Raw genomic sequence first — 21,690 nt, 5'->3', positions numbered from 1 at the left:
TCTTGAAAGACATGGCCGCCTCGCGCGCCTCGCCGCCTCCCCTCCAGCCCGCGCAGGGCGACGGCTCGCCGCACCTCCACGCCGCACGCTGGCCAGGGCTCCGCACCTCACGATCGCGCGCACCGCGTCAGGCAACGGCCCGCCGCACCGCCACGCCGCACGCTCGTCAGGACGACCGCACCTCACGATCACGAGCGTCGCGTCGAGCGACGGCCCGCGCCGTCGATCTCGCCCTCGCGCCCGCCGGCGCCTTCAGCCGGCGAAGTCGGCCCCGATCACGACCGTCCACGGCCGGACCGTCCAACGGCGGACCAGGCCTTCGCGGACGTACGGATCGGCCTGCGCGAACGCCTCGGCGGCGGACGGGTCGGGGCCGCGGAACACCAGCAGGGCCTCGTCGGCCGGCTCGGCCAGCGCGCCGCCGAGCCGCAGCTCGCCGCGCTCGACGGCCGCGCGGGCCAGCGCCAGGTGTTCGGGCCGCAGCGGGGTACGGCGTTCGAGGTAATCGTCGACGAGTTCGTAGCGGAGCACGAAGTACATCACCGGCGAGCATATCCGGACGGCCGCGTCCGGGGTGGTGCGGGTCGCGCGAAAGTGCCGGGGGACATGTCTTTCGGACCACGGTCGAGGACGCCGGACAGGTGACTGAACGCGGGGTCGACCGCCACCGGGAGGGCGTGACGGCCCCGCGCTGCGACGTCCCCAATTGACAATTGCGCGCCGCGGATTCCCCCGCGATCGCGAAACGCGCTATGTACAATGTGAGGCGTGGACGCCCCGATCGCGCCGCGCCTGCAGACAGGCCGATCCCGAGAGGGCGCCGCGCGGGCGACATCGCCGCATCGGCGAAACAATGATCATAGGGCGATCCCCCGGATCGGCCAATTGCGCCATGACCCTCGGCCGGCGCCGACAACCACCTGTCAGCGGCCGTGGGTGAAGTGAAGCAAGGTACGCGGCGCTGCCCCAAAGTTGATGCATGCGCATCGACGGCGATTGACACGTGTATCACCGGCCACGTAACGTGGTCTCGTTGGAGGTGTGGGATGCAGCGGCCAGTGTTCATTTCGACGGTTCTCCTCGCGCTCTCGCTGTCGATCGCGGCGCCCCAGGTCGTATCGGGCAACGGCTGGGGTCACGGCAACGGCCACGGCAACGGCTGGGGTCACGGCAATGGTCATCACAATAACGGCAACTTCAAGAAGATCGCGGTCCCGAACCCCGAGGCGCCCGACTTCGGCGCTATCTTCAATTGGGGCCTCAAGCTGCGGAACATCGACGAGCTGTTCCTCATCGCCGGCCACGGCGCGCACGACTCGAACGGGCAGATCATGTACCCAGGCGACGCCGTCGGGCAGACCCAGTACATCCTCGACCACTTCGACGAATATCTCGACGACGCCGGCTACGAGCGGAAGGACATCATCCGCATCGAATTCACGATGACGACCGACGTCAGCGACGCCGAATTCAACGCGATCCTGGGCCTGTTCGCCGACTACTTCGCCCCGGTCAACATCAAGCCGGCGGCCGGCACCCTGTGGATCGTCGACGCCCTGGCGATCCCCGGCATGCTGGTCGAGTACGAGATCTGGTGCGCCAAATAGCTCGCGCCACGCGTGGCCGGGCCGCACCGTCCGCGCCGGGGGGCTGGACGGCGCGGCCGCGGCCGTTTTCGAGCGCTCGCGGCCCGTTCACGCGCCGCCTCGACTGCGACGAATCGGCGGCCCGACGGCGAGGGCTGTCTGCGGCGGTGCGCTCGGCGTATCCTCGGTCGATGCCCCACGCCCTCGCGCGTCCTCGCCTCGGCCTCGGCCTCGCCGCCGTCCTCGCCCTCGCCTGCGGCCGCCGCGGCGCCGGGAGCCCCGACGACCCGTCCGATCCCGCCATGCGGGCGATTCACGCCCGCATGCCGCCGCTCGAGCGCGCGGCCGTCGGCCAGGGGCCGGGGTTCGTCGAGGGCGGCTTCGTCTACATGGCCTTGAAGCCAGGTGCGCTCCAGAAGTATTTGCAGTCGCTCCCGCTCGATCCGGACACCGCCCGCGAGGTCTCCCGCGCCGGCGTCGACCTCGGCTTCGACCCGCGCGTCGACGACATCAGCGCCCGCCTCGGTCTCGACCCCGACGCCTTCGTCACCGCCACGATCGCGCGGCCGATCACCGGCACCATGCCCGGCGTCCGCGAGGCCCTGCAGCGCCTCGGTTCCTCGCCGCTGCCGAACCCGTTCCCCGCGGCCGCGACCACGCCGGCCGACGTCGCGCCGTGGCCGGCGCCCCGCCCGGCGCCGCCGCCCGAGCCGCGGGCCCCGCCGAGCCCGCCGCAGCCGTACCAGGATTCGGCGCCGGTCCAGCCGGTCCAGCCGATCGCCGAGCCGTGGAAGCCGCCGCCGCCCGCCGCGCCCCCACCTGACCAGGAGGCCATGGCCCGAGGGGCAGGTAGCCTCGCCTTCCACAACCGCGTCCACCTGCCGGCCAGGGATCCCGCCGCGCTGCCCGCCCTGCTGGCGCGGATGGTCCGCAAGGAGCGGCCGCCGGAGATCGCGACCCTGTGCGGCCAGATCGGCCCGAGCGAGTTCTGCTTCGGCGACGCCAGCGCCCTGCTGGTCGCGCGCAAGGACGCCGCCGCCGTCGTCCTCGACCTGTTCTTCTTCCCCGCCGGCACCGGCGCGGCGTGGGACCCCGATCGCGTCACCGCCGTCACCAGCGGGCTCGCGGCCGCCCCGGCCGACCTGCCGGCGCTCTCGAGCCTGCGCGGCGACTTCGCGGCCTACGCCGACGCGGCCGCCGTGCCGGCGGTCGCCGAGCTCTACGAGATCGCCGACGCCGTCCGCGACCTGCGCTGGTACGAGCCCCAGCAGCTGGCCGAGCGGATCGCTCGCGCGCTCGGGCAGCGGGCCGCGCTCGAGCAGCTGCGCGAGACCCGGCGCCTGTTCACCGGCATGCGCCTCGAGGCCGCCGTCGATCCCGAGACTGTCCAGGTGACCATGTCCTGGGAGCCAGCCGACGCCGCGGCCGCCGACCTGGCCGAAAAGACATTCACGCGCCCCGCCGCCGGCGTCGGCGTGCCCACCCTCGCCGGCCTGTGTGACGGCGCCCTGGCGTGCTGGCGCAGCTCGGGCCTGCCGCCGCTGGCCGGCCTCGGCGAGCTGGCGATCGGCCTCTACGGCCGCGACGAGCGGGCCTTCCGCGACGCGATCGACAGCGCCGGCGACTTCGGCGCGGTCGTCATCCTGCTCGAGACCTGGCCGAGCGCGCTCGGCATGCTCGAGCGCTGGGGTCGCGAGCAGAAGGGCATGGAGGCCGGCATCATCCGCACCGTGCTCGACATCCTCGGCCGGGTCGAGGGCTTCGGCGGCAGCCTGCGCAGCCTGCAGGTCGGCGGCCGCAGCGTGCAGACCGACTACGTCGCCTACACGCGGGTGCAAGGCCAGGACCTCGCGCTGTTCCGCTCGCTCGTCGGCCTGTCGTCGATGCGCTTTTCGCCCGTCACCGTCGCCGGCGTCGACGCCAAGGTCGAGGCGGGCGCCGTGCCCGACGCCGACGCCCCGGTGCAGGTCTACCTCGTCACCGACCCCGGCACCCTGCGGCTCGGCGACAAGGACGTCGAGTTCGGCTGGATCGCCGCCGCCGACGGCCAGGACCGCCTCAAGTGGCTGCTCGCCGACGTCGAGCGCGACAAGGACACGAACCCCGCGTTCTACGGCGAGCTGCCCGACCTGTGGCGCCTGATCGGCAGCTTCGACGACGGCCCGCGCGACGTCGGCTTCCTGCAGTCGTGGCTCACCGGCCGCGGCTTCCGCCTCGCCGGCGACGTCGTCGGCGGCCGCGTCCGCCTCGACGCCGAGTTCGCCCGCCGGGCCGCGCCCGCGAAGTGATTGCTGCCATTCGCCGGACCGACCGCGCGGCCCGCCTCGCCAGAATCGATGTCCCCGCTCCGGTCGCCTCGACCCGAGCGCCCGTCGATTCACGGCAGGGAAACAACTGCCATGATTGTTCGAGCTGCCACGGTGATGCGGCGATGACCGCACCATGCCCGCCGATTCGCCCGGTGAATCGAACTGCCGCCATTGTTCGTTCATCCTCCGGGCTCGGGCCGACCTTCGCCCCCACTGTCGCCTATAACAATTCGCCGCTTTGGCCGGCGTCTCCGATGCGGGGCCTCGCTCGCCGCTCTCGATTCGCCCGCACCCACGATTCGTCCGCCGCTCGCCGGCCCGATGCACGTCCATCACGGTCGACGCCGGCCCCATCTCCCGCCCCTCGGCCCAGGGCTGCCGCACCGACCCCTCGCGACCGCCCTCGGGCGGGCGATCTCGCACCGGCTCGTTTTCGCGCATCGCCATTCCAGCCGCCAATTCGCCGCCAGAACCCCGAATAAACTTCAGCATTGACTTATATAAGCCATCTCTGATACTCACCCGGAGTGCATGCGTTCGACATCCTGGGCGACCCGGTGCGGCGCCGGATCCTCGAGTTGCTGGCCGACGGCGAGCAAACCTCGGGCGCCATCACCCGGGTGATCCAGGACGAATTCGGGATCTCCCAGCCGGCGGTGTCACAGCAGTTGCGGGTCCTGCGGGACCACGGATTCGCCACGGTGCGGCCCGAGGGCACCCGTCGCCTCTATGCAGTCACCCCCGATCGGCTGCAGGAGGTCGACGAGTGGCTCGAGCGGTTCCGTCGCTACTGGGAGCAGCGCCTGGACGCGCTGGCCACCGAGATCGCGCGCGGCAAACGTGAACGACGACTGCAGGCAAAAGCCACGGAGAACGAAGACAAATGATCGACATCGTCCGACAGATCCAGGCCATCCACCGCGACGTCGCCCGCCGCCCCACCGCCGCCGGCGGACAGGGCATCTCGGTCCTGCTGCGCCGCACCTACGACAGCACCCCGGCCGACGTGTGGGACGCCATCACCAACCCCGAGCGGGTCAAGCGGTGGTTCACGCAGCTCGGCGGCGACCTGCGCGAGGGCGGCAAGTTCCAGCTCAAGGGCAACGCCAGCGGCGACATCCTCCGCTGCGACCCGCCGCGCCTGTTGAAGCTGACCTACGGCGGCGAGACCAGCATCGTCGAGATCCGGCTGTCCGCGGGCGAGGGCGACACGACCGACCTCGAGATCGAGCACAACGTCCCGATCGAGCTGGCGGGCAGCGGCGCCGGCTCGCTGTTCGTCGGCCCCGGCTGGGACGGCGGCCTGCTCGGCCTCGATCGGTACCTCCGCGGCCACGTCGCCGAGGATCCGGCCGCCGCCGCCAATTCGCCGGAGGTCCAGGAGTTCTCGCGCCAGTCCGCGCACGCCTGGGCCGCCGCCGTGGCCGCCTCGGGCACCGCCACCGCCGACGAGATCGCCGGCGCGCTGCAGGCCTCGCTCGCCCACTTCGCCCCCGACGTCCAGGGCCCGCCGGCCTCCTGAGTCGCGGCGCCCGCGGTGGAAGCGGCGGGCCCGGCGTGCGACCCTCGCCGGCCGTCATGAATCAGATCCGCGCCGACTTCGACGCCCGCACGATCGTCGTCTACCAGGCCTACGCGCCGGCGATCGCAAAGCCGGCGATCGCCGCCGGGCGGTTCGTGCCGCCGTTTTCGCGGACGCGGATGACGTGGATCAAGCCCTCGTTCCTGTGGCTGATGGCGCGCAGCAACTGGGCCCAGAAGTCCGGCCAGGAGCACGTCCTGGCCGTACGGATCTCCCGCGCCGGCTGGGAGGAGGCGCTCGCCGCCGGCGTGCTCACCAGCCACGTTCCGCGGAGCATCCGCGACCCCGACGAGTGGCGCGAGCGCTTCGCCGCCGCCGCCGTGCACATCCAGTGGGACCCGGAGCGCTCGCTCCGCGGCGCGGACCTGCAGCAGGGCAGCATCCAGGTCGGCCTCTCGCGCCACATCATCGACCGCTTCGTCGACCAGTGGATCGTCGACATCACCGACCTCACCCCGCTGGTGCGCAAGATCCACGGCCACCTCAAGAGCGGCCAGGAGGCGCGCGCCAAAGCCCTCCTGCCGCCCGAGCGGCCCTACCCGCTGTCGCCCGCGCTCGCCCGCACGATCGGCGCGACCGCGTGAGCCTCATTCGCCGGCCGGCGACAGCAACGGCACCAGCGCGTCGCCGAGGCGCGATCGAACGATCTTCGCCGCAGCGAACCGCCGCAGCACGCGCTCGACCGTCGTCGAGCGCACGACGTCGTCGGGGACGATCGCCACCAGGTTGACGTGACCGGCCGCCGACCGGCGGACGTAGAGCCCCGGCGGCCGGAGCGGGCAGCACTGCATCGTCTCGATCTGCACGAACGCGACGTCGCCCGCGTGCTCCCAGTACAGGTCTACCTTGACGCACGCCGCGGGCTCGATCCCCAGCCGCGCGAGCAGTGCCGCCTCGTCGGCCATCGGATGGACCGTCACGCAGCGGCCGAGCCCGGGGCGGGCGAAGACTTCTTCGTCCGTCCGTGCGCGCTCGGCGAAGTCGGCGAGCCGCTGCCTCTTCGTGCGCATCGTGACGCTCGCAGCGTCGCCCGGCCTCCGCCTCAGCGGGGCAGCGTGAGGCCGCGCTCGACGTCGGCCGCGCGGACGTCGCCCATGATCCTGCGGACCAGCGTGAGCCCGAACAGGAACGCCGTGCCGAGGCCCTGGCTGGTCACGAGCTGGCCGTCCTCGACGACTGGCTTTTGGACCAGGTTGCCGTACATCGCGATCCGCGAGGCCACGCTGGGGTGGCAGGTCATCGACTTGCCGGCGAACACGTGGTGGGCCTGCAGGGCCAGGGGGGCGGCGCAGATGGCCCCGACGACGAGGCCGTCGGTGACCGCGTGGCGGAGGCGCTCGCCGACCGCCTCCGAGCTGGCGAGGCGGCGCGCGCCTTCGGCCCCGCCGGGCAGCACGATCGCCTGGAAGTGGCCGGTCACCGCCGACAGCGCGATGTCGGGCAGGAGCTTCATCTTCCGGCCGCACAGGACCGGGCCGTCGCCGTTGAGCCCCGCGAACACCACGTCGATCCCGCCGCGGCGGAGGATGTCGACCACGATCACCGCCTCCGCCTCCTCTGCCCCTTCGGCCAGGATCACCAGGGCGCGCGGGATGGTCGACTCGACCTCGATGTCTTCGATCATGTCCTCCGTCATGTGAGCCTCGCCTATCCTTCCGGCCCGGTGAGGCTAGCCGCGATCCCGCCGAATTGACAAAAACCGGCGAAGGCGCGCGGACGCCCCGCCGGACCGCCCTGCGGGGCCTGCTGCGGGCCTGGGGCCAGCGCCGTGGCCGCCGGCTCAGCCGGCGCGCGGGCGGGTCGTGCGGTACTCGATCACGTTCTTGTGCTCGGGCACGTGGATCACCCGCTGAACGAAGATTCCCGGCAGGTGGACATCGTCCGGGTCGAGCTCGCCGACGTCGACGAGGCGGTCGACCTCGGCGACGGTGACGCGCGCGGCCATCGCCGCCAGGGGGTTGAAGTTGCGGGCCGTGCGATAGAAGCGGAGGTTGCCGAGCGGGTCGCCGACGGCCGCGCGGACGATGGCGAAGTCGGGCTGGAGCGCCGTCTCGAGCACGCAGGGGCGACCCGCGAACTCGCGGACCTCCTTGCCCTCGGACACCACGGTGCCGGCCCCGGTCGGCGTGAAGAACGCCGGGATGCCCGACCCGCCGGCGCGCAGGCGTTCGGCCAGGGTGCCTTGCGGGTTGAGCTCGACCTGGACCTGCCCGGCGAGCATCTGCTGCTCCAGATCCGGGTTGCCGCCGACGAAGCTGCAGATCACCCGCGCCACCCGCCGTCGTTGCAGCAGCACCGCCAACCCCTGGCCCTGGTTGCCGCAGTTGTTCGACACGATCACGAGGTCCTTCGCCCCCGAGGCCGCCAGCGCCTGGATGCAGGCTTCCGGGTTGCCGCACAGGCCGAACCCCCCCACGGCCACCTGGGCCCCGTCGCGCACGTCGAACAGCGCCTCCGCGGCGCTGGAGAACAGCTTGGAGCGGCTCGTCGCGGTCATGGGCCCGGCTATAGCCCAGCCGCCGCGCCGGGCAAAGCCCCGCAGCAACCCCCGCAAGGGCGGGCGCCCGGGACGCGCCAGCGCACACTGCGGCCGCGGGCACTCCCGGAGCGCGCGCCCTCGCTGCTACAGTCGACGCGTGTCGGCCTCACGCTCGCCCGCGCTCACCGCCGCGCTCGCGGCCTCGCTCGTGACCCTCGCCTGCGGCGACGCGCAGGGCCCCGGCGCCGGAGACGGCATGACCGAAGGGACAGGCACCGCCGCCGGCCTCACCACGACCGGCGACGACCCGCCCGAGGCCCCACCGACCACCACCGCGCCGGACGACGACGACGCCGGCAGCGGCACCCAAGGCCACGGCGAGACCACCGGGACCGGCACCGGCGAGCCGGCCTGCGACCCGAATCAACTCGCGCTCGTCGAGCGCGACTACCTCGGCGTCGGCGAGGACGTGAAGGGCGAGACCTTGCCGGCCTGCAGCGAGCACCGCTGGTACGTCGCCTTCCCCGACGAGAGCTCGTGGCAGATCCGCCTCACCCGCACCGACGGCTCCGGCCCGCTGCGGGCCACCGTCGCCTACCCGGACGAGCCGACCGCGCTGGTGTGGCAGGCCGCGCTGGCGCCCCCGCTGGTCAGCGGCGAGGCCCCGGCCGAGGCGATCTTCGCCGTCCCGCGCTCGGGCGAGTTCGCGGTCCATGTCCGATCGGACAGCCCCGACGCCGCGGCCGACTACAACCTCGAGTTCGTGTGCTCGATCGGCTGCGAGCGCGAGACCACCCGCTTCCCGATCGTGCTCGTCCACGGCTGGACCGGCTTCGAGGCGATCGGCCCCCTCACCTACTTCTACGGCGTCACCGCCGAGCTCGAGTCGCTCGGCTACCCGGTCGAGGTCGCCGTCCTCGACCCGTACAACAGCACCACCGTGCGCTCCGGCCAGCTCGCCGAGCAGCTCGACGAGTTCCTGGTGGCCCAGCGCGCGCGCAAGCTCGACCTCCTCGGCCACAGCCAGGGCGGCATCGATTCGCGGGCGGTGGTCGCCAGCCACGGCTACGGCGACCGCGTCTCGGTGGTCGTGACGATCGCCAGCCCGCACCGCGGCACGTACATCACCGACCTCGCCCTCGGCCTCGCGCCCGGCTCGGTCGAGGCCGCGCTCGGCTTCCTCCTCAACTTCGTCGGCGCCGTCTCGGCCCAGCAGAAGTCCGACGCCGAGGCCTCGTTCTACTCGCTCAGCGAGCACTACATGCAGGACGAGTTCAACCCCGCGAACCCCGACGACCCACGCGTCCAGTACATCAGCTACACCGGCCGCACCTGCGACGCCGCGAGCTTCTTGATCCCCGGCAACGACTGTCAGGACCTGGTCGACCCGCTGATCGGCCTCGGCTACGCCGTGCTGCAGGTCGCGCGCGGCGACAACGACGGCCTCGTCACCGTCGAGAGCGCCAAGTGGGGCGACTACCGCGGCGAGATGATCGCCGACCACATCGACGAGGTCGGGCAGATCCTCGGCGTCACCGACCTCAAGTTCGACCACCTCGAGTTCTACCGCGAGCTCGCGCGCGACCTGTTCGCGGAGGAGCACTGAGGTGGCGGCCGCCCCGGCCCCGCCCGAGCCGCTGACCGACGACGAGCGGCGCATGCTCGCCCAGGGGCGGCACGAGGCCCTCGCCCACGCGCTCGCGCTGTCGGGCCGGCACGCCGCGGCCGGCTGGGTGCTCGAGCAGATCTGGGACTTCGCCGGCGCCTGCGAGCACTACGCCCGCGCCGGCCGCCCGCTCGACGCCCTGCGGGCCGCGATCGAGCTCGGCCGGCCCGACGTCCTCGACCGCATCATCGCCGTGTTCACCGCCGCCGACGCCGACACCCGCCAGCAGGCCGCCGCGCTGCTGCAGCGCAAGGGTCGTCACGCCGACGCCGCCCGGATCTTCGCCCTCGGCGATCACGACCCCGAGGCCCGCGCCCGCGCCCTCGTCCGCGCCGGCGACCGCCTCGGGGCCGCGCGCGTGCTGGCCGAGGCCGAGCGCGTGCGCGAGGCCCTGGCGCTGCTCGAGCCGCTGCCCGAGCGCCACGGCCCGACCTTGCAGCTCGCCGCCGAGCTGTCGTGGGAGCTCGGCGACGCCGAGGCCGCGGTGCGGCGGGCCCAGGCGGCCATCCGCGCCGGCGGAGCCGACCGGGCCGCGCTGAGCCGCCTGCTCGCCCGCGGACTCGGGGCCCTCGGCCACGACCTCGCGGCCCAGATCGTCCTCCAGGGCCGCGGCGAGGCCCCCGAGGGGCCCCCGGTGCCGGCGCGCTTCCTCGTCCGCGCCCCGCTCCCGGCCAGCTTCTCGGGCGCGGCCTACGAGGGCATCGACCGCGTCACCCTCGCCGAGGTCGAGATCCACCTCCTCCTCGCCGAGCTGCAGGAGGGCGGCGCCGGCGACCCCGCGGTCCAGGACGCGCTCGAGGCGTTCCAGCGCCGGGCCCTCGCCGCCGCCGCGCTCGAGCACCCGGCGATCCGCGGCATCGTCCAGTTCGACGCCCGCGCCGGCATCCTGATCCTGCCCCACGAGGCCGGCAACAATTTGCGGGCGCTGATCCGTCCGCCGGGCATGCCGCTGCCGCGGGCCCGCGCCCTGGTCGCCTTCCTGCTCGAGGGCCTCGCCGCCGCCCACGCGCGCGGGCTGGTCCACGGCTCGCTGCTGCCGGCCCAACTGGTGTGCGACGCCGCCGGGCGCCCGCTGCTCGGCCCGTTCGGGGCCGACGCGATCGCCGGGCTCATCGCCACCCGCACCGGCGCGCTCGAGGAGCTCTTGACGATCACCGCCCCCGAGGTCCGCGCCGGCGGGGCACCCACGGCTGCCAGCGACATCTACGGCGTCGCCGCGCTGCTGGTCGCCCTCGTCGCCGGCAGCCTCGGCGGGGCCGCGCCCGAGGCCCGCGCCGCGGTCGAGGACGCGCTCGACCCCGATCCTGCGCGCCGGCCCGACGCGACCGCCCTGCTCGCGCGCATGCGCCGGCGGGTGGCTGACCTTCGGGACCTGTCCATGAGCACAGAGCCTTCGGGACAGGAACCTGGGGTCATGTCCGATGATTTCGGCCTGTCCGGCCACGGCGTCGTCGTCGAGGCGGCGCCCGGCTGGGACGACACCGCCCTCGACGCGCTGCTCGCGGCCGACGTGCCGGGGCTGCAGCCGGTCCTCGACCGGCAAGGTCGACGGGTCGCCCTGGCCGCGTGGCCGGAGGGATGTCGTCGCCTGGCCGACGACGTCCCGTTCGATCGGCTCGCCCCGATGGCGATCGTCGACGGCCTGCCGGTCGAGGCCGCGGCGGCCGTGCGCGCGCGGCTGACCGCGGGCGCGTGGGTGGTGACGCCCGCCGGCGAGTGGATGCTGGCCCTCGACGATCTACTCACCCGGTGAGGGCCGGGCGTCCACCCGCCGGCGGCGAAGCGGAGCTAGGCGCGCATGCCGCGGTTGACGGCCAGGCGGTAGATGCCGAGCAGCACCAGCGCGCCGAGGATCGAGGCGATGATGCCCGGGCCCTCGTTGACGTGCGAGTACCAGCCGAGCGCGCGTCCGAGGAAGGCGGCGACGAACGAGCCGGCGATGCCGAGGAGCATGGTGGCGATGACACCGCCGGCATCCTTACCCGGCATGACCAGCTTGGCGAGCACGCCGGCGACAAGGCCCACGATCAATGTCCAGATGAACTCCATGGTTTTCTCCTCCGCAAGGACCGACCGGAGCGTAGCGCGATCCGTTGCCGCTGCAATGAATCGACCGGACCGGAGAATCATCGCACCTGGACCCGCGACAATCGTCGTTCCGCTTGTCGAGTCTGCCACCGCGGCGGCCGAGCCCGTCGCCGCGGGCGGGCCCGGCGCCGCGTCGCGTCTGCTCGCGTCCCCGATTAGGCGGCCGGCCTCAGGCCACGAACGCGACGATGCGCTCGATCGCCGTCAGCACCCGCGGCATGAACCGTCGCAGCCACGCCTCGTCGATCGGCGGGCCCGTGTGGGCGGCCAGCGCCGCGGCGCCGTCGAAGTCGACGTAGGCGAGCCGCGCGCTGAGATCGCCGTACGGCCGGCCGAAGTCGCTGCCCGGGAGGATCGCCACACCTGTCTCTTCGAGCAGGCGCTCGCACAGCGCCTCGCCGCCGGCGATCCCGCGCTCGCGCAGCCGGTCCGCGCACCCGTGGAACTCGGGGAACAGATAAAACCCGCCGCGGGGCGCCGCGCAGGCGATCCCGCCGGCGAGCAATCGCCGGTGGCACCACGCGCCCAGGGCCTTCAGGATCGCCTGCTCGTGGCTGACGTAGGCCGCGATGTCGCGCCCGAACGCGAACGCGGTCACGGCGGCGCACTGGATCGGCGCGCTGGTCGACGTGTACGTCTCGCTGGCGACCGCGACCATCGCCCGCTGCAACCACTCGAGCTCGCGCGGGAACAGGAACGTGCCGAGGCGCCAGCCGCCGGCCCCGCACCACTTGCTGAGGCCCGAGCTGATGATCGTCCCCTCGGGGTAGAAGCGGGCGATCGACGTGTGGTCGCCGTCGTGGTGGAGCTCTCCGTAGATCTCGTCGGACACCACCAGGACCTCGTGGGCGCGCAGGACCTCGGCCAGCGCCGCCAGCTCGTCGGCGTCGTAGGTCTGCCCCGTCGGGTTGGCCGGGTAGTTGAGGATGAGCACGCGCGGCCGCCCGCGGTCGCGGCGGCACAACCCGTCGATGTCGGCCGGCCGCAGCTTCCACCCGTCCTCGGCGCGCGTCGGCAGCCACACCACTTGCCGGCCGATGATCCGCGCCTGCGGCGAGTACGACACCCACGCCGGCGCCGGCAGCACCAGGTCGCCGTAGAACGCGAGCTGGGTGATGAACATCAGCTCCTTGCTGCCCGGGCCGACCAGCACGTGCTCGCCGCTGTACTCGCGCTCGCCGCCGACGCTGCGCTGATGATAGGCGGCGACCGCCTCGCGCAGCGCCGGCAGCCCGCGCACCGGCATGTACTCCTTGCGCGCGGCGTGGGCCCGCAGCGCCTCGACGACGCTGTCGGGCACGGGGAACGGCGACTGCCCGAGGCCGAGCTTGAACACCTCGCGGCCGGCGGCCATCAGCTCGTTGCTGCGCTCGTTGATCGACACGGTGGCCGACGGCGACAGGCCGCGGACCTGGAGGTTGAGGCTGGGACGTCCCTGCACGATTCACCTGGCCTTTCGGACAGCGCTGGCGTGGAGCGGGCCGGCCCGCCCCGGGCTGTCGGCGTCGGCCTGCCAGCGCGGGACCCATGGTCGCACACGGCGGGCCGCGTGTTCGCCGGAGAACCGCGGGCGGCCCCGAGGGCCGCGAAGATTCCACAGATGCTCCGTGCTCGCTCCGTTCGGGCGCGGCCCCACCGCCAGCGCGGACAGGCGGCCAACATACCGCGGACCCGCGGCCCCCGCAACCCGGATGGCCCCAAACACATGTCCACAAAGACATGCGCATGATTCGCGCACCCCGAATGGAATGCGTCACGACCGCGTCATCGACGAATCGCGCTGCGACGAAGTTCGGTTCGCCAATACGAAGGCGCGCAGGCGTCGCGCAGCGTCTGGCGATTCGTCCTTGTGATGTGCTACGGTCGCCCGCGCGCGCGCGCGGCGAGCTCGGCGATCCGCAGGTCGACGGCAGGCTCGTCGCCGTCGTCGAGGATCCACGCGGCCGACAGCCCGGACCAGGCGAGGATCCAGTCCAGCAGGCGCTCGCGGGCGATGCCCGAGCGCTGCGTGACGAGCTCCAGCCGGCGGTGGAACACCCGCTCGTGGACGGCCACCGGCGGCCCGCCGGCCATGTCTGGATTGGCGAAGATGTTGGCGTAGTCGAAGGCCGGGTCGCCGAGGAGGTGCTTGGGGTCGATCGCCAACCAGCCGCGCGCGCCGAAGTCGAGCACGTTGTCGTGGTGCAGGTCGCCGTGGAGCGGCCGCACGTCGCGCGGGTCGGCGAGCAGCCGCGACGCCGTCGCCAGCGCCTCGCGCAGCAGACCGCCGTGACGGCGCGCGCCGGGCTCGAGGGCGGAGAACCACGCCGGCAGGTCGACCAGGCCGGCGGGGATCGGCGTGGCCCGCGGCCGGTGGAGCGCCGCGAGGACGTCGCACAGGACGAGGGTCGCCTCCTCGTCGCCGCCGGTGCGCGCGAGCTCGGCGAGCGAGCGCGTGCCTGTCGCCCGCTCGAGCAGCAGCGCCGCGCCCTCGGCCGCGTACAGCCGCGCCGCGCCCTCGCCGTCCCACCAGCGCAGCAGGACGTGGCCGTGGCGCTCGTCGGGTTCGGTCGCGACCTTCAGCATCGCCGGCTCGCCGCCCCGCTTGACCGGCAGCAGCCGCGCCAGGCCCGTCACGATCTCCGCGCCGTCGGCCACGAGGTCCCAGCGCGCCAGATACGCGTCCCACGACCAGGGCGCGTCGGTGCTCGTCGAGGCGGTCATCGGCGCGCGCCCCTCAGCCGGCCGCGGCCGCGCGCAACAGGTCCGCCGCGCGCCAGCCGATCATCATGCTCGGGGCGTTGAGCGCCGACACCGGCACCTCGGGGATGATCGAGGCGTCGGCGACGCGCAGGTTCTCGACCCCGCGCACGCGCAGCTGCGGGTCGACCACGCTGCCCGGGACCTGTCCCATGCGACATGTCCCGGCGTAGTGGTAGGTCGTCATCGCCATCCGCCGCACGAACGCCGCGAGCGCCGCGTCGGAGCGGACGAACGCGCCCGGCAGCACCTCCGGCCCGCCCCACGGGCGCAGGCCCTCGGCCGCGGCGATCCGGCGGGCCAGACGGACGCCGGCGATCATCGCCCGCATGTCCTCGGGGTCGGCGAAGTAGGCCGGGTCGATGGCCGCCTGCTCGCGCGGGTCGGCCGACGCCAGCCGCACCGTGCCGCGGCTCTTCGGCTTGCCGAGGATCACCACCACCCCGTAGACCCGCTCGACCGCGCGCTTGACGAAACCTGGCCGAAAGGCCATGCCGACGCCGGCCTTGACCAGCCGCGGCAGCCGCGTCCGCCGGTACAGCGCCGGCGGCACCGTCAGCGCCGGCACCATCCGCATCGTCGCCTCGCGGAACGACGAGCGCGCCGGGTAGAAGACGTAGCAGGTGTCGGCCTGGTCGGCCGGCAGGTCGCTCTCGGGCAGCGCGCGGTGGAACCCGTAGAGCTGCGGGTAGTTGCAGTCGACCGCGCGCTTGCCGAAGTAGAACAGCTGCACGTTCGGGTGGTCGTGCAGGTTCTCGCCGACGCCCGGCAGGTCGAACGCCGGCTCGATCCCGTGCGCGCGCAGCACGTCGCGCGGCCCGACCCCCGACAGCATGAGCAGCTTCGGCGACTCGAGCGCCCCGGCGCACAGCACCGCCTCGCGCCGGACCTGCGCCGTGCGCCGCGTCCCCCCCTCCTCGTACTCGACCGCGACCACCCGCCGGCGGTCGTCGAGCACCAGCCGGTGCGCGTGCGCACCTGTCCGTACGACCAGGTTGATGCGGTCGAGGTGCGGCTGGACGAACGCGACGTAGGCGCTGCGCCGCTGCTCGCCGCGGTAGTTCATCCGCTCGTAGCCGAGCGCGCCGAGCAGCTCGCCGCGGTCGAGGTCGCGCTCGCGGTGGAACCCGACCTCCTCGGCGCCGGCGATGCACGCCTCGGTGAACTCGGTCGGCTCGCGCGAGCGCACGTCGAGCACCCGCTCGAGCTGCTCGTAGGCCGGCACGACGTCCGACCAGCCCCAGCCCGGCACGTCCCACGCGCGGAAGTCGGCCTCCGATCCGCGCAGGTACACCATCGCGTTGATCGACCCGCTGCCGCCCATGCCGCGGCCCGAGCCGAGGAACAGCGGGCGGCGCCCGCAGTGCCGCTGCGGCACGCTGAAGCGGTGGTGCAGCAGGTCGTCGTTGACGAACGCGTCCTTGTAACCGTCGGCCCGCAGCGACTCGGGGTGCCGCTCGGCCCGGTCGCCCGTCTCGAGCAAGAGGACCCGCAGCGAAGGATCCTCGGACAACCGCCCGGCCAGCACACAACCGGCCGAACCTCCGCCGAGGATCACGTAGTCGAACACGTCCGGATCGAAGCTCATGCGCGCGCGGACTCTATCACGCGCCCGCCCGCCCCGGCCGCCTCCGCCGCCCGCGCGCGGCGACCCTTGCGCCGCGTCACAGCCCGCCTCAGAGGTCGCGGATCGCCAGCGGCGCGAGGAAGTCCGACTTGCCGACGTCGACGCCGTTGTGCCGCAGGATCGAGTACGCGGTCACGGCGTGGAAGTAGAAGTTCGGCAGCGCGAACTGCTGCACGAAGTCCGGCGCCTGCAGGCCCTTGCCCGGCAGGAACGGCAGCGGGATCACCCGCGCCTCCGCGCCCGCGAAGTCCTCGCTGCGCAGACGGTCGAGCTTCTCGCGGGTCTCCGCCACGCAGGCGCGCACCGCCGCGACCGTCGGCTCGAGCTCGAGCAGGTCCGGCGGCGCCTGCCCGCGCAGCACGTTGGCCAGCCGCAACGGCCCGAACACCACCGCCTGGATCTGCCGCGTGAAGTGCCACTGGTCGGGCGCCAGCCGGGCCGTGAGCAGCACGTTGACGTCGAACTTCCGCTGGTCCGCGTGCGCCTGGGCCTTGTCGAGCCACACGGGGACCTGGCCCACGGTGCGGCTCATGTGGGGGATCGAGATGTCGAAGAGATTCATGCGATCGTGCTCCGGGCGCGGATCGTACTCGGTTCCCGCGCCCGACTGACACGCGCTTCATGAAGGCGCGCTCATCTTCGCCGCTCGCCGGGCCCACGGACGCCCGCTCGTCGCGCCGAGCGACGCGACTCGTTCCGCGGGCCGCACGGGCTGGCACGGCGCCGCCATGCGCCGCGCCGCCGGCGAGCTCGACTCGTCCCGCCGCAGCGCGGCGCAGCCCGATGCTGCGGCGCCTCCGTTCGCGCTCCGCTCGCCCACGCGCACGAGAAACCACCGCACGTGCAGGCCCCCCGTCCGCGCGAGCGACCGCGGCTCGCCGCGGCGCGCGTGATAGGCTCGGCCCTGGCGATGAGCACGGCCTTCGCGGGAGTATCGCCGATCGCGGTCCACGTCCTCGGCGGGGGCGTGTGGATCGGCGCCATGGTGTTCAGCGTGTTCATCCTCCACCCGCGGGCCGAGCGGTTCTTCACCCGCGCCAGCGAGTTCGAGGACTTCATCTTCAGCGTCGTCCACGGCGCGCGCTACAAGGTCCTCGCCGGCATCGCCGCGATCGTCGCCAGCGGCGTCGCCCTCGCCGTCGCGCACCGCGACGCCGCCGCCCCGTGGACCTGGCTCGTCGCCGCCAAGGTCGTCCTCCTGCTCGTCTCGCTGGCGCTGTTCCTCCACGTCACCTTCACCCTGTGGCCGCGCCGCGTGTTCGCCCGCGAGGACGAGCTTCCGGCCGTGCGGCGCCGGTTCTGGTGGGTCGGCGTGGTGATGATCGCCTGCAACACCGCCAACATGGGCCTCGGCCTGCTCGCCCGGGTCCTGCGCGGCTGAAATGGCCGCGCGCCAGCCTCGGCGCGCGAGGAGACCCTCGCCTTCGACGAATGGGGGTTCGGAACTGATGTTGGGAACGTGGAGGCCCATGACAGCACCGGAATCATTGGACGCGCGCCTCTCGTGACCGCGGGCTCGCGCTTCGTCTATTTGGACTCGACCCGTCCGAGCGGGACGGCGGCGCCGGTCAGCGCATGTTGTGCTTCCTGCCACGCGGGGTCTCCGGGATAAAGCCGGGTGCGGAGGTAGGCCGCCGCGAGGAGCTGGACGGCGGCGACGCGTTCGGGGTTCTCGTCGGTGGTCTCGGCGACGTCGTAGCCGGAGACCCCGCCGAGGCCGTGCCCGGCATCGAACAGGGTGACCAGGGACTTGGGGCCAGGGGACAGGAAGTAGGGGTCGGCGTGCCAGGCGGCGCCTGCGGTCGTCAGGTGGGGAGACCCATCCTTGTCGCCGGCGACGACGAGCGCCGGCGTCGTCATCGTCGAGAAGTCGATGGTCGAGAAGAAAGAGTAGTGCTCGGCTGCGTACGCGCTGAGGGCGTCGCCTCTGCCGGGCGCGGCGAGCAGCACCCCCGCCCGGATGCGAGGCTCCGCGAGGCTCACGTCGGTACCGTCGCGCGGATCCTTGTGTCGCGCGCCGAGCAGCACGCTCGCGGTGTGCCCGCCCATCGAGTGCCCGAGGACGGCGACCTTGCTTCGATCCACGCGCCCGGCGATCGCGGGTACGGCCCGCTCGATCGCGTCGAAGCGGTCGAGGATGCGCTTCATGTCCTCGGCCCGCGCTCGCCAGAAGAGCGGCGCATCGGGGTGATCGGAGCTGCGGAAGGGCAGCGTCTTCGAGTCGAGGTGGGTCGGCTGGATCACGACGAAGCCGTGGGCCGCGAAGTAGTTGGCGAGGGGGGCGTAGCCGTTCAGCGACGAGAGGTGGTTCGAGGGGCCGTGGCCGTGCGAGAGCAGGAGGACGGGCAGCTCGCCTCCGGTCACGGGCGCCGAGACGCGGACCTGGAGATCCACGGCGCGGCCGGGCGCCGGCAGCACGATGGGGCTGATCGAGAGGACCTGCGTGGGACCGGGGGAGCGCGCTGCGGGAGTGGAGGGGCTCATCGTGTCAATTCCTTGTTCGCGGGCTCGACGTCCCGTCGACCGCCTTGCTAGCGCCCGCCACCGCCCCTTCGATTGGAAGGACCGGACATTTTGGCTCGGTCGCCCCGCGCCGGCTTGCACGACCCTCGTGGGCGCGCGACAGTACGTGGGTGCTGCCCACGCTGGACGCCGCCGCCGCGACGTTTTCGCTCTCCCGCTTCGTCGAGGACGTTCACGTGCTCGTGCCGCTCGCCGGACGCGCTCGTTACGAACGGCTGCCCGACGGCAGAACGACGCTCGTCTTCCGCGTCCTCGAGGAGGGCCAGAGAGGCGACGTGTGCCTCGTGGGCCCGCGAATGCGCGCGCTGTTCAAGGACACCACCGGCATCGCGCGGGCGATCGTCCTTCAGTTCAAGCCCGGCTGGTCGACGCCGCTCTTCGGCGTGGCAGCGCACGCGCTGGCCGATCGGATCGTCCGCCTGGAAGACATCTGGGGCCGTCCGGGCAGCGAGCTCTGCCTCGACCTCCTCACGACGCGGAGCCTGCCGGAGGTGGTCGACCGGGTCTCCCGCGCGATCGCTGTTCGGGCGCACCACACCGTCGAACCGTCCTCGGCACGGCTCGCGCGCCGCGCGGTTCACCTGTTCGAAGCAGGCGAGGCTCGCGTGGAAGGCGTGGCGGAGCGGCTCGGCGTCACGGCCCGGCATCTCCGCCGCGCCTTCACCGAGAGCGTCGGCATCGGCCCGAAGGACTTCGCGCGGACGGTTCGTCTGCGGCGCGCCGTGCGAATGTCGGCGACCTCGAAGGACTGGGCGCGCATCGCCGCCGACGCGGGCTATTACGATCAGGCACACCTCATTGCCGACTTCCGGGAGCTCGTCGGGCTCACGCCGGCCAGCTTCCTGAAGCGTGCCGGCGAGCGGCGCGTTCGGTCCGCCGGTGAGGCGCAGGTCGCCCCCCGCGCCTGAGCGCCCAGGCGGTTCGAACCGGCGCAAGCGCGCCTGCGGGCTCGCCCACGAGGGGTCGTAGCCCGCTTCCCCGGCGGTCGAGGGGGTCCTCGACGCCCGCGTCGAGAGCCGTTCTCGCGGCCGCCTGCCAGGCGCGGGACGCCGGACCGGACCCGTTACTGCTGAGTTCGCTCGTCCGCCGTGAACATGGGGATTACCCCGGGCGGGTCTTCCTCCATTCGCCAATTCGCGTCTCGCGGCGATCCCCGTACTGCGATTTCCATGAACTGAATGTCATGGCGCCCGCTGCGCTTTCGGCAAGAATCGCAGTAATACGAAATTTACGCGCGTCCGATTCCTGCTCAGCCCGCTCGCAATTGATGCCCGCGGCCCCCAATTGCGACATTGATGATGATTTTGCTTTACCACGAGCGCGAGGCCGGGTTACCTGATTGCAACCTCCCCGAAAGGACAACATGCGCATTTCGAAGCACAACATCGTCGCTGCGATCACGACGCTGATCATGGCCGTCTCGGGCACCTCGCTGATGAGCGGCTGCAACAAGCAGCAGACCGACACCGCCAACCCTGAGCCCGCCTCCACCGCTCCGGCCGAGCCGGCCGAGCCGGCTCCCGTCGATCCGGCGCTCGAGAACCCGCCGCCGGCCGAGCCCGCCGGCGACACCCCGGCCAACCCGACCGACGCGACCACGCCGCCGGCCGAGGCCACCCCGCCGGCCGCCGGCGCCACCCCGCCGACCACCAACCCGCCGCCGCCGGCGCCCAAGTGAGCTCGTCGTGAGGGCATGTCTCTCCGGACATGTCCCTCACACCATGCACCCACGGACGGGTCTTCCTGGTCGAGATGGACGGTGCACGGACATGGCCTTCGGGCCATGTCCGTTTTACGTCTTGGCCCCGCCGCGGCGCCGCCTCAGCGGCGCTCGCGGCCCTCGGGCAGCGCGGGTCGGTCGCGCGGGTCGCTGTTGGTGGCGATCGCCTGCAGGCGTCGGCGGATCCGCTGCACCGAGCTGAGGGCGTCGGCCTCGCGGGCGCGCAGCCGCTTGAGGCGGTGGGCTTTCTTCTTGTAGCGGCGGCCGGACGCCTGCAGCGCGAACACCGTCGGCACGAACACGAACTCGATCAGGAAGAACAGCCCGGTCGCCATCCACGCCCACACCCACACGAACACCCGCAGGAACTTCGGCAGGCTGCGCAGCGCCGGGTAGTCGGGCGCCGGCGCGTGCTCGAGCGCCTGCGACGACGCCGACGCCGGCGGCGACGCGCGCCGCGGTTCGCTCGGCCGCCGCGGCGGGCGGGCCGACGTCCCGAGGGCCGCGCGCACGGCCGCCGCCGAGCCGAGGCGGCGCGTCGGGTCCGGCTCCAACATGGCCGAAAGGACATCTCGCAAACGGCTCGGCCCCAGGCAGCGCTCGAGGTCGATCTGCAGCCCCCTGCGCGGCAGCTGGTCGGCGGGCAGGCCCGCGGCCAGGGCCGCGATGGTCGCCCCGAGCGCGTAGATGTCGGTCGCCGGGGTCGCCTCGCCGTGGAGCTGCTCCGGCGCCATGTAGCCGAACGTGCCGATCATCGTCGAGCCGCCGTCGGGCCGCACCGCCAGGCGCACCCCGCCGAAGTCGATCAGGCACAGTCGCGCGTCGGGCCGCAGGATCAGGTTCGACGGCTTGATGTCGCGGTGGATCACCGGCGGCTGGCGGCCGTGCAGGTACTCGAGGATGTCGAGCGCCGCCGTCAGCCAGCGCAGCAGTTCGGCCGGGTCGCCGGGTCGCCCGAGGCGCTGCGACAGAGGTGTCCCTTCGACCAGCTCCATCACCAGGAAGAAGTCGCCGGTGGTCTCGCTGGTGTAGCGATCGACGTAGCGCGGGATGCCCGGGTGCGACAGCGATTCGAGCGCCTGGCACTCGCGCTCGAACAGGTCGAACGGCTTCCAGTCGCCGCCGAGCGAGCGCAGGTGCAGCACCTTGACCGCCACAGCCGCGCCCGTCTGGCGGTCGATCGCGCGGAACGTGCGCCCCTGCGCCCCCGCGCCGAGGGGCTCCATGATCTGGTAGCGCTGCAGGCCCTGGGGCGGTGCGGTGTCGGCCATCCGCGCGGGAGTCTAGCGGACTGCGGCCCGCGGGGGAAAACCGCGTGATCCGATCCGGACCAGCCGGCGGACGGACGGCCGCGGAACGCGCCGACCGCTC

21 protein-coding genes are annotated in these 21,690 nt (G+C 73.0%); 10 read left to right on the top strand and 11 right to left on the bottom strand.

All coding sequences use genetic code 11. From position 1 onward, the window contains the following. Positions 1 to 252: 252 nt before the first annotated feature. Positions 253 to 540 (bottom strand): YciI-like protein, encoded by a 288-nt coding sequence (locus tag NAEX_RS38565; RefSeq protein WP_096332458.1) that lies wholly within the window; start codon positions 538 to 540, stop codon positions 253 to 255. Positions 541 to 1,058: 518 nt separating this feature from the next. Between NAEX_RS38565 and NAEX_RS38560 the strand changes: the two genes are divergently transcribed. The 5 genes from NAEX_RS38560 to NAEX_RS38540 all read left to right on the top strand — a co-directional run bounded on the left by NAEX_RS38560 (position 1,059) and on the right by NAEX_RS38540 (position 6,061). Continuing rightward, on the top strand, positions 1,059 to 1,607 hold the full coding sequence (locus NAEX_RS38560) for a Rid family hydrolase (RefSeq protein WP_170136370.1): 549 nt from the start codon (positions 1,059 to 1,061) through the stop codon (positions 1,605 to 1,607). A 170-nt stretch (positions 1,608 to 1,777) separates the two neighbouring features. Continuing rightward, positions 1,778 to 3,874 (top strand): hypothetical protein, encoded by a 2,097-nt coding sequence (locus NAEX_RS38555; protein WP_096332456.1) that lies wholly within the window; start codon positions 1,778 to 1,780, stop codon positions 3,872 to 3,874. A gap of 548 nt (positions 3,875 to 4,422) precedes the next feature. After that, the gene (locus tag NAEX_RS38550) at positions 4,423 to 4,782 is read left to right on the top strand and encodes an ArsR/SmtB family transcription factor (RefSeq protein ID WP_096332455.1); all 360 of its coding nucleotides are present in this window, start codon (positions 4,423 to 4,425) and stop codon (positions 4,780 to 4,782) included. Beyond that, the gene (locus tag NAEX_RS38545) at positions 4,779 to 5,417 is read left to right on the top strand and encodes an SRPBCC family protein (protein WP_096332454.1); all 639 of its coding nucleotides are present in this window, start codon (positions 4,779 to 4,781) and stop codon (positions 5,415 to 5,417) included. Before NAEX_RS38550 ends, NAEX_RS38545 begins: the two co-directional genes overlap by 4 nt. Positions 5,418 to 5,473: 56 nt before the next feature. Continuing rightward, a complete protein-coding gene (locus tag NAEX_RS38540; RefSeq protein WP_096332453.1) occupies positions 5,474 to 6,061 on the top strand; it encodes a DUF4291 domain-containing protein in 588 nt (195 codons plus the stop codon). A gap of 3 nt (positions 6,062 to 6,064) precedes the next feature. Here the strand turns inward: NAEX_RS38540 and NAEX_RS38535 are convergent, their stop codons facing one another. From NAEX_RS38535 to NAEX_RS38525, 3 genes are all read right to left on the bottom strand, one after another. Beyond that, complete coding sequence (locus tag NAEX_RS38535) at positions 6,065 to 6,487, bottom strand: hypothetical protein (protein WP_096332452.1); 423 nt, start codon at positions 6,485 to 6,487, stop codon at positions 6,065 to 6,067. A 32-nt stretch (positions 6,488 to 6,519) separates the two neighbouring features. Next, positions 6,520 to 7,113, bottom strand: a complete 594-nt coding sequence (locus NAEX_RS38530; protein ID WP_245913896.1) for a DJ-1 family glyoxalase III — start codon at positions 7,111 to 7,113, stop codon at positions 6,520 to 6,522. A gap of 144 nt (positions 7,114 to 7,257) precedes the next feature. Next, positions 7,258 to 7,974, bottom strand: a complete 717-nt coding sequence (locus tag NAEX_RS38525; RefSeq protein ID WP_096332451.1) for a CoA transferase subunit A — start codon at positions 7,972 to 7,974, stop codon at positions 7,258 to 7,260. Positions 7,975 to 8,113: 139 nt separating this feature from the next. Here NAEX_RS38525 and NAEX_RS38520 point away from each other — a divergent pair, with 139 nt between their 5' ends. Beyond that, positions 8,114 to 9,562, top strand: coding sequence for an esterase/lipase family protein (locus NAEX_RS38520; protein WP_096332450.1), 1,449 nt, complete (start codon positions 8,114 to 8,116; stop codon positions 9,560 to 9,562). A gap of 1 nt (position 9,563) precedes the next feature. After that, a complete protein-coding gene (locus tag NAEX_RS38515) occupies positions 9,564 to 11,375 on the top strand; it encodes a protein kinase family protein (protein ID WP_096332449.1) in 1,812 nt (603 codons plus the stop codon). Between the two features lie 35 nt (positions 11,376 to 11,410). Here the strand turns inward: NAEX_RS38515 and NAEX_RS38510 are convergent, their stop codons facing one another. From NAEX_RS38510 to NAEX_RS38490, 5 genes are all read right to left on the bottom strand, one after another. Then, a complete protein-coding gene (locus tag NAEX_RS38510; protein ID WP_096332448.1) occupies positions 11,411 to 11,671 on the bottom strand; it encodes a GlsB/YeaQ/YmgE family stress response membrane protein in 261 nt (86 codons plus the stop codon). Positions 11,672 to 11,879: 208 nt separating this feature from the next. Further along, entirely contained in the window at positions 11,880 to 13,151 is a 1,272-nt protein-coding gene (locus NAEX_RS38505; protein WP_211302547.1) for a pyridoxal phosphate-dependent aminotransferase, read from the bottom strand. A gap of 416 nt (positions 13,152 to 13,567) precedes the next feature. Then, positions 13,568 to 14,413 carry an aminoglycoside phosphotransferase family protein gene (locus tag NAEX_RS38500; protein ID WP_096332447.1) on the bottom strand — a complete coding sequence of 282 codons (846 nt, stop codon included), beginning with the start codon at positions 14,411 to 14,413 and terminating at the stop codon, positions 13,568 to 13,570. 13 nt (positions 14,414 to 14,426) lie between these two features. Continuing rightward, a complete protein-coding gene (locus NAEX_RS38495; protein WP_096332446.1) occupies positions 14,427 to 16,037 on the bottom strand; it encodes a GMC family oxidoreductase in 1,611 nt (536 codons plus the stop codon). A gap of 88 nt (positions 16,038 to 16,125) precedes the next feature. Continuing rightward, positions 16,126 to 16,638 (bottom strand): DUF1993 domain-containing protein, encoded by a 513-nt coding sequence (locus tag NAEX_RS38490; protein ID WP_096332445.1) that lies wholly within the window; start codon positions 16,636 to 16,638, stop codon positions 16,126 to 16,128. 348 nt (positions 16,639 to 16,986) lie between these two features. Between NAEX_RS38490 and NAEX_RS38485 the strand changes: the two genes are divergently transcribed. Further along, the gene (locus tag NAEX_RS38485; protein ID WP_096332444.1) at positions 16,987 to 17,457 is read left to right on the top strand and encodes a hypothetical protein; all 471 of its coding nucleotides are present in this window, start codon (positions 16,987 to 16,989) and stop codon (positions 17,455 to 17,457) included. Between the two features lie 146 nt (positions 17,458 to 17,603). On the opposite strand, the gene NAEX_RS38480 is transcribed toward NAEX_RS38485, so the two are convergent. Continuing rightward, positions 17,604 to 18,560, bottom strand: coding sequence for an alpha/beta hydrolase family protein (locus NAEX_RS38480; protein WP_096332443.1), 957 nt, complete (start codon positions 18,558 to 18,560; stop codon positions 17,604 to 17,606). Positions 18,561 to 18,709: 149 nt separating this feature from the next. Here NAEX_RS38480 and NAEX_RS38475 point away from each other — a divergent pair, with 149 nt between their 5' ends. Then, positions 18,710 to 19,507, top strand: a complete 798-nt coding sequence (locus NAEX_RS38475; RefSeq protein WP_245913895.1) for a helix-turn-helix domain-containing protein — start codon at positions 18,710 to 18,712, stop codon at positions 19,505 to 19,507. A gap of 455 nt (positions 19,508 to 19,962) precedes the next feature. Next, positions 19,963 to 20,277, top strand: coding sequence for a hypothetical protein (locus NAEX_RS38470; RefSeq protein ID WP_096332442.1), 315 nt, complete (start codon positions 19,963 to 19,965; stop codon positions 20,275 to 20,277). Between the two features lie 143 nt (positions 20,278 to 20,420). On the opposite strand, the gene NAEX_RS38465 is transcribed toward NAEX_RS38470, so the two are convergent. Beyond that, positions 20,421 to 21,590, bottom strand: coding sequence for a serine/threonine-protein kinase (locus NAEX_RS38465; RefSeq protein ID WP_096332441.1), 1,170 nt, complete (start codon positions 21,588 to 21,590; stop codon positions 20,421 to 20,423). Positions 21,591 to 21,690: the final 100 nt, after the last annotated feature.

Source organism: Nannocystis exedens (assembly GCF_002343915.1).
Classification (GTDB): domain Bacteria; phylum Myxococcota_A; class Polyangia; order Nannocystales; family Nannocystaceae; genus Nannocystis; species Nannocystis exedens.
The sequence above is the reverse complement of the archived record's forward strand: the minus strand, read 5'-3'. Positions and strand labels throughout refer to the sequence as shown.

Coding starts and splice junctions, on each gene's coding strand:
- NAEX_RS38540 (WP_096332453.1), top strand. CDS start 5,474: ATGAATCAGATCCGCGCCGACTTCGACGCCCGCACGATCGTCGTCTAC.
- NAEX_RS38480 (WP_096332443.1), bottom strand. CDS start 18,560: ATGAGCCCCTCCACTCCCGCAGCGCGCTCCCCCGGTCCCACGCAGGTC.
- NAEX_RS38490 (WP_096332445.1), bottom strand. CDS start 16,638: ATGAATCTCTTCGACATCTCGATCCCCCACATGAGCCGCACCGTGGGC.
- NAEX_RS38535 (WP_096332452.1), bottom strand. CDS start 6,487: ATGCGCACGAAGAGGCAGCGGCTCGCCGACTTCGCCGAGCGCGCACGG.
- NAEX_RS38510 (WP_096332448.1), bottom strand. CDS start 11,671: ATGGAGTTCATCTGGACATTGATCGTGGGCCTTGTCGCCGGCGTGCTC.
- NAEX_RS38465 (WP_096332441.1), bottom strand. CDS start 21,590: ATGGCCGACACCGCACCGCCCCAGGGCCTGCAGCGCTACCAGATCATG.
- NAEX_RS38495 (WP_096332446.1), bottom strand. CDS start 16,037: ATGAGCTTCGATCCGGACGTGTTCGACTACGTGATCCTCGGCGGAGGT.
- NAEX_RS38485 (WP_096332444.1), top strand. CDS start 16,987: ATGAGCACGGCCTTCGCGGGAGTATCGCCGATCGCGGTCCACGTCCTC.
- NAEX_RS38525 (WP_096332451.1), bottom strand. CDS start 7,974: ATGACCGCGACGAGCCGCTCCAAGCTGTTCTCCAGCGCCGCGGAGGCG.
- NAEX_RS38470 (WP_096332442.1), top strand. CDS start 19,963: ATGCGCATTTCGAAGCACAACATCGTCGCTGCGATCACGACGCTGATC.
- NAEX_RS38500 (WP_096332447.1), bottom strand. CDS start 14,413: ATGACCGCCTCGACGAGCACCGACGCGCCCTGGTCGTGGGACGCGTAT.
- NAEX_RS38555 (WP_096332456.1), top strand. CDS start 1,778: ATGCCCCACGCCCTCGCGCGTCCTCGCCTCGGCCTCGGCCTCGCCGCC.
- NAEX_RS38565 (WP_096332458.1), bottom strand. CDS start 540: ATGTACTTCGTGCTCCGCTACGAACTCGTCGACGATTACCTCGAACGC.
- NAEX_RS38530 (WP_245913896.1), bottom strand. CDS start 7,113: ATGACGGAGGACATGATCGAAGACATCGAGGTCGAGTCGACCATCCCG.
- NAEX_RS38545 (WP_096332454.1), top strand. CDS start 4,779: ATGATCGACATCGTCCGACAGATCCAGGCCATCCACCGCGACGTCGCC.